This is a genomic window from Pseudomonas sp. GW821-FHT12A04, from assembly GCF_058807755.1.
Genome location: NZ_JBXAQZ010000016.1, coordinates 76585 through 88900, shown reverse-complemented (window position 1 = coordinate 88900; position 12316 = coordinate 76585). Strand labels below are relative to the sequence as shown.

At 55.7% G+C, this 12316-nt stretch carries 12 protein-coding genes and 1 pseudogene; 10 read left to right on the top strand and 3 right to left on the bottom strand.

Features of this window, described 5'->3' with window-relative positions; genetic code table 11:
• Positions 1-143 precede the first annotated feature (143 nt).
• From AC1RS8_RS23775 to AC1RS8_RS23745, 7 genes and pseudogenes are all read left to right on the top strand, one after another.
• On the top strand, positions 144-1160 hold the full coding sequence (locus AC1RS8_RS23775) for an ABC transporter permease (protein WP_095152373.1): 1017 nt from the start codon (positions 144-146) through the stop codon (positions 1158-1160).
• Positions 1157-2041 carry an ABC transporter permease gene (locus AC1RS8_RS23770; protein WP_095152372.1) on the top strand — a complete coding sequence of 295 codons (885 nt, stop codon included), beginning with the start codon at positions 1157-1159 and terminating at the stop codon, positions 2039-2041. Before AC1RS8_RS23775 ends, AC1RS8_RS23770 begins: the two co-directional genes overlap by 4 nt.
• Positions 2041-3072: an ABC transporter ATP-binding protein gene (locus AC1RS8_RS23765; RefSeq protein WP_095152371.1), complete on the top strand. Its 1032-nt coding sequence runs from the start codon at positions 2041-2043 to the stop codon at positions 3070-3072. Before AC1RS8_RS23770 ends, AC1RS8_RS23765 begins: the two co-directional genes overlap by 1 nt.
• A gap of 24 nt (positions 3073-3096) precedes the next feature.
• A complete protein-coding gene (locus AC1RS8_RS23760) occupies positions 3097-4053 on the top strand; it encodes an ABC transporter ATP-binding protein (RefSeq protein WP_095152370.1) in 957 nt (318 codons plus the stop codon).
• A gap of 6 nt (positions 4054-4059) precedes the next feature.
• Positions 4060-5298: a serine hydrolase domain-containing protein gene (locus AC1RS8_RS23755; RefSeq protein ID WP_095152369.1), complete on the top strand. Its 1239-nt coding sequence runs from the start codon at positions 4060-4062 to the stop codon at positions 5296-5298.
• A 247-nt stretch (positions 5299-5545) separates the two neighbouring features.
• The gene (locus tag AC1RS8_RS23750) at positions 5546-6727 is read left to right on the top strand and encodes a hypothetical protein (RefSeq protein WP_095152368.1); all 1182 of its coding nucleotides are present in this window, start codon (positions 5546-5548) and stop codon (positions 6725-6727) included.
• A gap of 232 nt (positions 6728-6959) precedes the next feature.
• A pseudogene (locus tag AC1RS8_RS23745) lies at positions 6960-7067 on the top strand (LysR family transcriptional regulator); the annotation flags it as partial.
• Between the two features lie 53 nt (positions 7068-7120).
• On the opposite strand, the gene AC1RS8_RS23740 reads toward AC1RS8_RS23745, so the two are convergent.
• Positions 7121-7756: a LysE family translocator gene (locus AC1RS8_RS23740; RefSeq protein ID WP_095153005.1), complete on the bottom strand. Its 636-nt coding sequence runs from the start codon at positions 7754-7756 to the stop codon at positions 7121-7123.
• A 136-nt stretch (positions 7757-7892) separates the two neighbouring features.
• Complete coding sequence (locus tag AC1RS8_RS23735; RefSeq protein ID WP_090454468.1) at positions 7893-8510, bottom strand: helix-turn-helix domain-containing protein; 618 nt, start codon at positions 8508-8510, stop codon at positions 7893-7895.
• A gap of 45 nt (positions 8511-8555) precedes the next feature.
• Here AC1RS8_RS23735 and AC1RS8_RS23730 point away from each other — a divergent pair, with 45 nt between their 5' ends.
• From AC1RS8_RS23730 to AC1RS8_RS23720, 3 genes are all read left to right on the top strand, one after another.
• On the top strand, positions 8556-9251 hold the full coding sequence (locus tag AC1RS8_RS23730) for a B3/B4 domain-containing protein (protein ID WP_095153004.1): 696 nt from the start codon (positions 8556-8558) through the stop codon (positions 9249-9251).
• 244 nt (positions 9252-9495) lie between these two features.
• Positions 9496-10389, top strand: coding sequence for a dihydrodipicolinate synthase family protein (locus AC1RS8_RS23725; protein WP_095153003.1), 894 nt, complete (start codon positions 9496-9498; stop codon positions 10387-10389).
• Positions 10390-10540: 151 nt separating this feature from the next.
• Complete coding sequence (locus AC1RS8_RS23720; protein ID WP_090454472.1) at positions 10541-11179, top strand: FMN-binding negative transcriptional regulator; 639 nt, start codon at positions 10541-10543, stop codon at positions 11177-11179.
• Positions 11180-11537: 358 nt separating this feature from the next.
• On the opposite strand, the gene AC1RS8_RS23715 is transcribed toward AC1RS8_RS23720, so the two are convergent.
• On the bottom strand, positions 11538-12020 hold the full coding sequence (locus AC1RS8_RS23715; protein ID WP_095153002.1) for a DinB family protein: 483 nt from the start codon (positions 12018-12020) through the stop codon (positions 11538-11540).
• Between the last annotated feature and the right edge of the window lie 296 nt (positions 12021-12316).

Here is a 12316-nt window from a genome sequence, read left to right as displayed (position 1 = left end):
TACCTGATTTGCCATGTAAATCGATAACCAGGCAGTTAGTTAATTTGCCTGGTTATTCCCTCAAGGGTTAATTCGCTTTTGGGGGTTTTTAGTAGGGCGTAAGAAGTCAGGGTCAAGTTTTTTAGCCACAAGGGGTATTCCAAATGGCGAAGTATATAGCTCAGCGATTGATAGTGATGTTCTTCATTCTTTTGGGAGTGTTGACCATCACCTTCGTTCTGAGCCGAGCTCTTCCGGGTTCCCCGGTAGAAATGATGCTGGGAAACCACCCCACGGTGGAGCAGATTGCCGTCGCACGGGAAAAACTGGGGTTGGATAAGCCTCTGCCGATCCAATACTTCAATTACATCGGTGATCTTCTCCGAGGTGATTTTGGCACTAGTCTGCGCACCGGGCGGCCGGTGGTGGAGGAAGTGGTCAGGCGGGTTGGTGCGACTTTTGAACTGACATTCCTGGCAATGTTCTGGGTGGTGGTGCTAGGGGTGCCGATCGGTGTCATCTCAGCGGCGCGGCAAAACTCAGTGGTCGACAATGCGGCACGAGCGGGGTCCATCGCCGGGACGGCGTTTCCAGTTTTCATCCTGGCCATGGGCTTGCAGTTACTGTTCTACGGCAAGCTCAACTGGCTGCCACTACAAGGACGTATCGATGCTTCCATTCTTCTCGATAGCCCTTTTGAGCGTGTAACAGGCTTTTACCTGATTGACACGCTGCTGGCCGGTAATTTCGTAGCACTGTGGAGCGCCATCAAACACCTGACGCTACCCGTGCTCACCCTGGTCATCGTGACCTTGGCCACTGTCACCCGGATCACCCGAAACATGATGGTGGAGGTGCTATCCGAGGAGTACATCCGTACGGCCGTTTCTTACGGTGTACCCAAGTGGCGTATCCATTACGCCTATGCCCTGAAGGCGACAATGATTCCGCTCCTGACAGTGGTGGGCCTGACCTTCGGTTACCTGCTCGGTGGTGCGGTAGTTGTTGAGTTCATTTTCGATTGGCCTGGCCTGGGCGGCTTCGTGGTGTTTTCGATTGCCCAGAATGATTTCCCCGCTGTGATGGGCGCCACCTTGGTGCTGGCCACGACGTATCTGTCGATCAACCTGATCGTTGATCTCTTGTATCACCTTGTTGATCCGAGGTTGCGAGTCCAATGAGTATCCAAGACGTATCCCTGTCCATGCCCTCGCGAGCCCCATCATGGCGTATCAAGGCCCTGGCGTTTGCCAGCGACAACAAGTTGTTTGTATTCGGCGCGCTGTTATTGCTGCTGATCATCCTGGCGGCAGTCTTCGCCCCTTGGCTTGCACCTTATGAGCCGAACAAGATTGTCTTTTCCCAGAAATTGCTGGCACCCAACTGGGCACACTGGATGGGCACCGACGAGTTTGGTCGCGACATTCTTTCACGGGTGCTTTATGGCGCACGCACGTCGCTGATCATCGGAGTGAGCGTGACTCTGATTGCGATGCTGATCGGGATTCCGATTGGGCTTGTTTCCGGTTACTTCGGTGGTCGAGTCGATACGCTGCTGATGCGTTTATCAGATGTGTTCCTGGCCTTTCCGCCGCTGTTGTTGCCGATCGCTATCACCGCTGCGCTGGGATCGGGATTGGCCAACGCCATGTTAGCGCTCGCTGTCTCCTGGTTTCCCTGGTACGCGAGGATCATGCGCGGTGCGGTAGTACGGGTTCGGTCAGAAACCTATATCCATGCCGCCCGTTCCATGGGTGTCAGTCACTGCCGTATTTTGCTTCGCCATGTACTGCCCAATGCCACCACGCCTGTGATCGTGCAGGGCTCCATGGACTTTGGTTACACCATTCTCGCCGCTGCCTCGCTGAGCTTTATCGGGCTGGGGGCCAAGCCGCCCATGATCGAATGGGGGCTGATGGCCGCGGCGTCGCGCTCGCAGTTACTTGAGAATCCCTGGACGGTGCTGTTTCCCGGAGTGGCAATTTTTGTCCTGGTGCTGGCCGTCAACCTGGTGGGTGACGGGCTGCGCGATGTGCTCGATCCAAAGAAGGGGACGCGCTGATGATCGACGAATCCTTGCAATATTCTGCTTTCGAGCGTCTCGCCGCTTCGAATAACGACGCAGCTCAAGACCTGGTGCTGGAAGTGGAAGGGCTGACGGTGTCTTTCCCTGGTTTGTTCAAGACCGTAAAGGCCGTACGCGGCATCGACCTTAAGGTAAGGCGCGGTGAGATCCTCGGGTTGGTGGGGGAGTCGGGCTCGGGCAAGTCTATGACGGCCATGTCTTGCCTTGGATTGATGCCTGAAGCCGCTCGGCTGGAAGGCAGTGTCAGGGTCGCCGGACAACAGGTCAACGGCGCCTCGGCATCGCAGCTGGCGGCTTTGCGTGGCGGTGGTGCGGCGATGATCTTCCAGAATCCGATGAAGGCGCTCAACCCGTTCTTCACCATCGGGCGGCAGATGTTCGACGTCATCGGCTGCCATCGGCAACTGAGTAAGGCACAAATCCGCGCCGAGGCGCTGAGCTCGTTGGAAGCGGTGAGCATGCCCGACCCCCCTCTGGCGCTAGCCAAGTACCCGCACCAGATGTCTGGCGGTCAGTTGCAGCGAGTGGTGATTGCCATGGCGCTGGCCTGTCGGCCGAAACTGCTGATCGCCGATGAGCCGACCACGGCGCTGGACGTCACCGTGCAGGCGCAGATCATCGCTCTGCTGCGCAAGCTGGCACGGGAGCAGGACCTGGCGATTCTGTTTATCACCCATAACCTGGGGGTAGTGGCTTCGCTCTGTGACCGGGTGGCGGTGATGTATGCCGGCGAAGTGGTGGAGAGCGGTCCAGTGGGCGAGGTGTTCAAGCGACCTGCACACCCCTACACCCTTAAGTTGATGGGCACCGTGCCCAAGTTGGGGCAGGGACCCCAAGCCCTGGGCTTCATCCCAGGGCAGGTGCCGAACATGGCGGCTCCCCCGGCTGGCTGTGCCTTCAACCCACGTTGTGAACGCGCCACCGGACGCTGCAATCACGCTGCGCCGAGGGTTGTCATCGGCAAGGAGCACTGGGCAGCTTGCCACAACATATTGGTCAAGGTGTGAGGCTTCTGTGAAAGGTAAACGGCTATGAATAACAACAAGCAGCCCGCACTGTTGAGCGTCAATCAGTTGCACAAGACCTACGCCAGCCGCGATGGCCTGGTGACGGCCATTGACCACATCAGCCTGGAGGTGCAGGTCGGTGAGACGGTCGCGCTGGTGGGGGAATCCGGTTGTGGCAAAAGTACGGTGGCCGCGACCTTGCTCGGTCTGCTGCCAGCCGATAGTGGGCAAATTCTGGTTGAAGGTCGGCCGCTGCCCACTGATGCCAGGGCGCGGGGCAGGAGCTTGAGTATGGTGTTCCAGAACCCGTACGCCTCGCTGAACCCGAAAATGACGATCAAGGCGATTGTTGCCGAGCCGCTGAAGGTTGCCTTTGGTCTGCGCGGTAGCGCCTTGCACGCGCGCATTCTCACGCTGTTGGGAAATGTGGGGATGGGCGAGGAGCACATGGAGCGCTATCCCCATGAATTCTCCGGTGGTCAGTTGCAGCGCATCGCTATCGCTCGGGCCCTGGCGCTGGAGTCGAAACTGCTGATCCTCGATGAGCCTACGGCGGCGCTCGACGTTTCGGTCCAGGCCCAAGTGCTGCAACTGCTCAAGACGCTGCAGAACGACAATGGCCTGAGCTACCTGTTTATCAGCCACGACCTTGCGACGGTCGAGTATCTGGCGCAGCAAGTACTGGTGATGTACTTGGGGCGCATCGTCGAGGCCGGGCCTGTGGAGCAGGTGTTTGGCCGACCGCGTCATCCCTACACGCGTGCGCTGCTCAATTCCGTGCCCTCCATCGACCCGGAGCGCCGTGACGAGTTGCAAATCCTGAGTGGCGAGATCCCCAGCCCCTTGAACCGGCCTGCCGGATGCCACTTCGCGCCCCGTTGCCCGCAGGCCAGTGAGCGCTGCCGCCGAGAAGTGCCGGCCGAGACCCAGGATAACCGCCACCGCTTTTCTTGCCACCACCCTCTGAACGATGAGAGCTGAACCCCTATGTACAATAAAAAAGATATGACCGCTCCCGGCATTGGTTATCAGGACCTAAGTTTGATGCAGGGCTATCCGCCGTCCCGGGAAAAGCAAGTTGGCCTGCATAATTGGGACAGTCCGCCCTATAACCGCTGGTCGTTCCAGCACATGAGCCAGTTGTTTCCGGTGGCCGCTATTCATCGCAGTCCTGGACCGGTCACTGAACTCGAGCGCAACGAACGCTCACTGGACGACGTACGTTTCCAGCGGGTCGACGGCGGACAAACCGATCTGGCGACCTTCCTGACCGATAGCTACACCGATGGTTTTTTGGTGCTTCATCAAGGCAAGGTGGTTTCGGAGCAGTATTTCAACGGTATGCAGCCGCACACGTTGCATCTGTTGCAATCGGTATCCAAGACCGTCGTCGGTAGCCTGGTCGGCAGGTTGATCGGCCAGGGCCAAATCGATCCCCAAGCGCGTGTCAGTGACTATGTGCCCGAGCTTTTGGCAAGCGGCTATGGCGACGCCCGGGTACAGGATCTGCTGGATATGCGCACGGGAGTGAGATTCAGAGAGGACTACACCGATCCGGATGCTGAATTCATCCAGTTGGATATCGCCTCGGGTTGGCGTGAACGGGGAGAGCGGGAGTCACCTGACAGCATTTATGGTTTGTTGAAGTCGCTGAGTAAGGACCGTGAACATGGCCAGTTCTTTGAGTATCGCTCAGTGGATACCGACGTGCTGGCCTGGGTCTGTGAGCGGGCCTGCGGCGAGCGGCTCCCTGTTTTATTGAGCCGGGAGATCTGGTCAAGACTGGGGGCAGAGCAAGACGCGAATATCACCCTCGATTGCGTTGGAACTGCATTGGCCGATGGCGGGATGAGCGCCACGCTGCGTGATCTGGCGCGCTTTGCCCAGATGTATCTGCAGGGTGGACATTTCAACGGTCAACAGATTGTTCCAGAGGAGTTTGTGCGTGCATGCGGCCGTGGTTCCACACCGGCTTTTGAAGTCCTCTATGGCTTCTATGTCAAACACTTTCCTGACGCCGCCTATAGCAATCAGTGCTGGGTGCTGGACAGTGAACAGGGTACCTATTCGGCGCGCGGAGTATTTGGGCAGAGTATCTATTGGGATCCGGCTTCTGAAGTGACAATCGTAAAGCTTTCCAGTTGGCCGGACTTTATCAATGCAGAGTGGACGTTGAATACCTTCCGTGCTTGTGCCGCTGTGGTTGAAGAACTGCAACGCAGCTGACGCGGGAGTGTGAATGACCGCGGCTTGTCAGGCACCTCCCAGCCTTGGTGAAGAGGTGCGGTGTGCAGGCTCGGCATAGCTACACCCAGACCCGGCTGGCCGCCGGCGGCTGACCCTCCCGGCCCTCACTTGGACGCTGTTTGCAGCCTTCGTTCTGGTGGGCCCTACCCCTTTCATCCAGACCGCGCTTTTGCCGTGGCCGGGATGAGTGTTGCCAACAATAAAATAAATAAGAGACGGAGCGACCATGAACTTGAACACCACCCGGGCCTTGCGCTCATTGACCCCGCTGGCGCTGTTGGGGGCCCTTTCCACCCCTGCGATGGCGATCCAGGTCACCGACAACCTCGATCTCGGCGGTGCCGTCCGGGCGCGTTGGGACTATGACCCGGATCGCGACATCCAGAAGTTCAACTTCGACACCGCGATCCTCAGCGCCAAGTACAACTCAGATACCTGGATCGGCGAGGCCCAATACCGTTTCTACGGTCGAGCCTACCCTTACGAGTACACAGAGAATGTCGGTGACGTCCAGTTCGCCGAATTGGCGTGGATCGGCTACAAGTTCAACCCCGACCAGCAGGTTCAAGTCGGCCTGAACCAGCTGCCGTTCGGTTTGCAGCCGTACTTCGGCAGCACGTTCTACCAAACCCTGGGCAGCGTCATAGGACTGGAAGACGTGGAAGAAGTCGGCGCCAAGTACATCCAGCAAAGCGGCGACTGGAATATTCAGGCCGGTTACTACCTGCGCCCCGCTTGGCAGGGTAAAGGCACTAGCAATGGTGAAACCTACTCCACCGTGGTCTCCGAAGCGGACAGCTATGTCATCGACGGTAGCAACAACCAGGAACGCAACACAGTGGTCCTTCGGGTGGCCAAGGCGCTGGACCTGGGACCGTGGAAGTCCGAAGTCGGGATCTCCGGCCTGACCTCGTCCCTGGAGAACCGCGACACCAACAACGATGGCCGGCGCAATGCCATGGCGGTGCACTACATCGGCAAGAACGGCCCATGGGGCGTACAACTGCAAGCCGCGCGACAGCAGATGTCCCCGCGCAACCCCGGCACCGATGAACTGGTGACTTTCGGCAGTTACGACGCCACCTTCAACGTCGCCAGTCGCGGCAACTTGTACGTGGCGGATGTAAGCTATGACGTCAGCGGCAAGTATCTGTTCGATCAGATCAGCGGTGTGAAGCTGTACGCCAACTACAGCGCCTTCGATAAATCTGCGGACGATTTCAAGACCTCGCAACGGATGATTTTCGGCACCTCGTTCTCCCTCAGCAAACTATGGATCGCCACGGAATGGTTGTACGGCAAGAATGATCCGGTCATCGGTGGCGGCAGCCTCACCCAGAGTCTGGGGGCTGGTGGTAGTAACCAGTGGGAAAACCAGTTGTACATGAACATCGGGTATTACTTCTGATCCGGATTTTTTGGCAACAGCCCTAATGTCCTTTTCGCGAGCGGGCTCGCTCCCACAGGTTTAGCGCATAATCTGTGGGAGCGAGCCCGCTCGCGAATTCGTCAGTCCAAACAACACGTGCATCAGCCCATCCACTGATAGTCAGATAGACCCTACAGAACAATCACTACCCCAAGAAAAACAATAAACCTGCTCCACGTAACAACTGAGGCTGGTGCGGAGTCATCCTTTCATGCGTCAAATGCCCTCGCTCAACATGCTGCGAGTCTTTGAAGAAGTCGCACGGAATCGCAGTTTCAGCCAGTCGGCGCTGGGTCTGAACGTTACCCAAGGCGCGGTCAAGTGGCTTACACAATCAATAGACTCTACATGCATAAACAGCCCAGATCCGGGCTAGGAGTGGGAGAACATCAGCTTTACTCCAGCCGCTCCGAAAACTAGCGCAAGGGTACCTTCGATCCATCGGCGTGCTCGGCGATATCCCCAAATCATGGGCGCGGTGGAGAAGATGATCGCATAGCCACAGAAGATAGTGACGCTAAGCACGGCGCAACCGGCCAGAATAATCCCGACCGTTTTTGGCGAAGCGTGCGGACCCAAGCCAAGGGTCATGGTAGCGATCCAGCCGAGCAGCGCCTTAGGGTTTGTGAGATGCATGAACAAGCCGCGCTGATAAAGACTGAAGCCCGAGACTTTTGGCGCGGCAGCTATCTCTTTCTCGAGTCGCTCATTGGACGTTAGAGCAGAGCGGCCTGCTTTGATGGCAAGGAAGAGCAGGTAAGCACCGCCAACCGTTTTTAAGACACCCAGCGCCTGCGCATACTGCGCCAGGACGGCTGAGACGCCCGTGGCTGCCATCGATCCCCAGAAAATCGAACCACTGATCACACCTGCCGCTAGCAGGAGCGCAGGCTGCCTGCCTTGGTGCATCGCGACGCCCATTATTCGCATGTTGCTCGGTCCAGGACTCGCCGCTCCAACAATATAGGCCGTGAATACGAGGAAGAGATGGTGGTAATCAAATGACATTAAAAGCCCCTTAACGAAGTTCTATGCCAGTCAGCGGCTCCGTTATTAGGAGCCCTATGACGGGGCGATGATGGCCGACCATAAGAGCCAACCCGGCGGACTCCTCTGTAAGCTTCAGCGCGATGCTGTCTGAACGTTAAATTTCACGCCCGGATTGGTGGATCTCCGTTACAGACATGGTGAATATCAGTTTTGATTTGCCTTTATTCGAGTAGACATGAGGTACATCTGTTTTTGCTACGGCTGAGCAACCCGCAGAAACGCTCAGTTCGGTATCTCCTACTATGAAGTGGAGTGTCCCTTTCTCCACGTGAAGTAGCTCAGTTGTGCCGTGAGGGTGCCCTGAGGAGGCAAAGTTTTCGCCGGGAAACATTTCCCAGCGCCAAAGCTCAATCATGTTCGGACCACTGGTTCCAGCCAGGAGCCGAGCCGTCCCTCCCATGTTTCCTGTCCAGAGTGTGGGAATATCCTTGCTCTCGATGAGGTGGGCAGATGGGGCGTCGGACACGTTTACGACATCAGCAACTGAAAGGCCCAAAGCAGCAGCGATTTTGCACAGGATCGCGATGCTTGGGTTAGCCGTGCATTTCTCTATCTCGACCACCATGCCCTTGCTGACACCGGAGCGACGGGAAAGCTCGTCGAGAGTGATTTTCCGCTTCTTCCGTTCCTGTTTGAGCCTACGGGAAACTGCCTCGCTAACGGTTTGAACGTCGGCCCCGGTGTTGGTCGGTATATTGACTATTTTGGTCATTGGTCGCTAGTATGAAGTGAAATTTAGGATTAAAGGGATTCTCTGATGCTGTCCGTACTGCCGTCAATCGACCAAGACGTAATCAATTTGGCACCTGAGTTCAGAGCGCTCAGCATTGTGGTCGAAGCTGCACCAATCGCCAATCCAGATATTGGCAAGGACGCTTTGGCTCGAGCCTGTCAATCAGTCACGGCGGGTGGTGCACTGTGGGCAGACGCTCACCTGACCGCTTGGGCGGATCTCTTCCGAAAATTCGGTGCCAAGCCGCAGCGCACCCCTTGCTCAGCTGAAGCTCTTCGCAAACGGGCCCTGCGTGACGGCAGTCTGCCGAGTATCGATCCAGTGGTTGATCTCTATAACGCCATCAGCATTGAATACGCAGTTCCGGTCGGCGGTGAGAACGTCGAAGCCTATGTGGGCTCGCCGCGACTCGCTGTTGCTGATGGATCGGAACCTTTCGACACCATGAAAGAAGGCGCTCCAGCCCACGAATATCCTGATTCTGGCGAGGTTGTTTGGCGGGACGATAAAGGGGTGACTTGCCGTCGTTGGAATTGGCGACAGGGTGTCAGAACACGGCTCAGTGCAGACGCGAAGCACATGTGGTTCATTCTGGAAAGTCTGCCGACAATGCCGCTCGAGGCATTGACTGAAGCGGGTGACAAGCTGATAGAAGGCCTGCAACTGATGATGCCAGGCGCTCAGATTGAGAGTGTGCTTATCGGTCCAGGTGCCAATTAGTACATAAGCGAGAGGGTACGGGCTGCTTGTGTGGATGCATACGGGGTTATGTCCAATCTCGCCTCGCACGCAGCCTTTTTATCGGTGGCATTCATGCCCCCCCCCACATCACCTTGAAAAAGCCTGCAGCTGAATCGAAGAAATCTCCATGGCGCATGGTGTCGATTATTGAGCGATGTATGCTTCGGAGTCCGTCCATCCTGTGGTGATCTAATTGCAGAATCACACAATGGAGTCCTGAACTATGTTTACCGGTCTTAGTGCATTTCCTTTGACGCCAATGAATGAGCAGGGTGTGGATGAAGGAGCATTTGCTCGCCTTGTGGAGCAACTGGTGGCTGCAAAAGTGGATTCTATCGGTGCGCTCGGATCTACAGGAAGCTATGCGTACCTTTCTCGGATTGAACGCTCACGAGTTACGCAGTTGGCAGTAGAGGCAGCCGGGAATGTTCCCGTCATGGTAAGTATTGGGTCGCTGCGGACGCGTGATGTGCTGTTGCTGGCAGAGGATGCGCAGAAGGTGGGAGTCAAGGCATTGTTGCTGCCACCCGTTTCCTATCAGAAGCTAACAGCTGAAGATGTTTTTTCCCTGTACGAAACGGTCACCGCCAATATCTCCGTCCCGCTATGCGTCTATGACAACCCCGGCACCACCCATTTCGAATTTACTGATGAGCTTCACGGGCGCATTGCCCACCTGCCGAATGTGCACTCGATCAAGATCCCTGGCGTTCCTGAAGCACCAGATCAGGCCAAGGCACGAGTCGATCGCCTTCGGGCACTGATTCCGGAGCACGTAACGATCGGGGTAAGCGGGGATGTATTTGCTGCTACTGGATTGAACGCAGGCTGTCAGGTCTGGTACTCCGTCATTGGGGGCTTGTTCCCGAAAACAGCCCTGGCAATCACGCGTGCTGCGTTGTCGGGTAACGCCAAAGAAGCGACTCGCCTTTCCGAATCTTTGAAGCCTCTATGGGCCCTCTTTACACAATTTGGGGGAAGCTTGCGCGTTGTTGCAACGGCGGCCGAGCTTCGTGGATTCACCCACTCTCCGAGCTTGCCATTGCCACTCAGAACCATCAGTGGAGCAGGGCGTCAGCAAATTGCTGCGGTGATCGACGAGCTCGAACTGAGCTGAGCAGTAAGTGCTGCGAATGCATCCGAAACGCCAAGCTGCATCTTTACAATGATACAGCTCAGCAGGCGCGGTAGGGCCGATGTTTAGTCGGCTTTGACCGGCGCAGTGGCCCTAATGTTGAGCGAGCAGATCAGTTATAGGAGCAAAGTAAATGTACATCCCCCCTCAGTTTGAAGAGTCTCGTGTTGGCGTTTTGCAAGAAGTCATTATGCGAAATCCGCTTGGGTCACTTGTCACTTGTTCGGGTGATGGGATTGACGCCAATCACTTACCTTTTGAACTTGTACTCCGCAGCGGAGCGCTTGGGGTGCTGCAGGCGCATGTGGCGCGGAATAACCCCCTATGGCATGAAGTCGCCCAGGGCAGTGAGGTGTTGGTGATATTTCGAGCTCAAGATGCGTATATATCGCCGCAATGGTATCCGAGCAAACAGGATTTCCATCAGCAAGTCCCCACTTGGAACTACCGGGTCGTGCACGCATTTGGTCGTGTGACGTTTCACGATGATGCACAGTACGTGCGTCGTGTCGTAGCAAAGCTGACCAAGTCTCATGAAGCAACTCAGCCCACACCTTGGAAAATGACCGATAGTCCCAAGGAGTACATAGATGCCATGCTGAAAAAAATTGTAGGGGTCGAGATCGAAATCACGAGGCTGGTGGGGAAATTCAAGCTCGGTCAGGATGAGGAAGCCCGTGATATCCGAGGTGCTGGCGATGCTTTGGTCTCGCGTAATGAGCGAGGAATTGGATTAGCCATGCTTGAGTGCGCTGATAATAAAGACATTTAGCATCTTCCTTCCCACTTACAAAAAGGCGCCTACTGAAATAAAGGAGCATTTTAATTCGTGACACGCTCCTCATAAAAATCGTAGGCACTTATGAATTTTCTTTGCAGTGAGGACGCCTCAGCAGAAGGTGGCTTGCTGAGGCATTTTTTTGAGATCGCTGCTTCGGGCCGGCAGGCCGGCTTACTCAGTTTGAATCACACCGAAGCCTCGTTCGACATTTGAGCGGAATTGTCTCAGGTTCCTTTTATGCATCCAGCGCTCGTCATATTGGGGGCAACTGGTGCTTGATCGGGTATGCAGAACATCGAAAGATTTCCTATTACGTATCATCGCCATACATGGGCCGGCCCATCAGTGCCTAGAGCTTCAAAAACGTTGTGAAATGGTCCTTGTGATCCAGCAGGAGCTCACGAGGCAAGATAGTCGCCACACTTCCTCGATGCTGCAATCCGTGTGATAGCACGTGTACAAGAACCTGCTCTTTCGTCATGTTGCCTGGTTTTCCATCCTTGAAAATAAACTCAACCGGATCAGACAGTTCGATTGCAGTGATCGACTGGGTGTAGTTCACAAACCATTGATTCGCTGAAGAAAAGCACTCTTCCAGTCGACCTAGGTCTTGTTTCTGTTCGGTCAGGATGGAGTCAAATTCATCCGGTTTTCCCTGCAGTCTGGCAATGAACAGTTGGTCAACAATATTGATATGGGCTAGCCAGTAGAGTGCTTCCTCCATTTCGGTTGGAAATTTTTTTGCCGCGGGGGCTTTCAAGCACTTGAACAGTTCCTCCTCAGACCATGCCTTGTATTTGTAAAGCGAATGAAGAAGGTTCGTGGCACTCATGGCGTTCTCCTGGATTTCTAATTTTCTGGCTGCCCTGGACCTTCTGATGGGAATGCGGATAGGGCTCCTTCCCGCAGGGGGATAGCCGTGCACGGTCGGATAGATGGGATAGTCACTATATTGACTTTTTTAGTCAATAGTTGGTAGCTTGAACGGCAAGCGACGAAAGTGGCCGTGTGGTAGCTGAGTGATGGGTGATTGGCCTGGCGCGGGTGATGTGCGACCCCTCACCATCTGCGTTTGCAGATGACGATGATCTCGCTCAACGCTTCAGAAGAAGGCCTCACATTTCACAG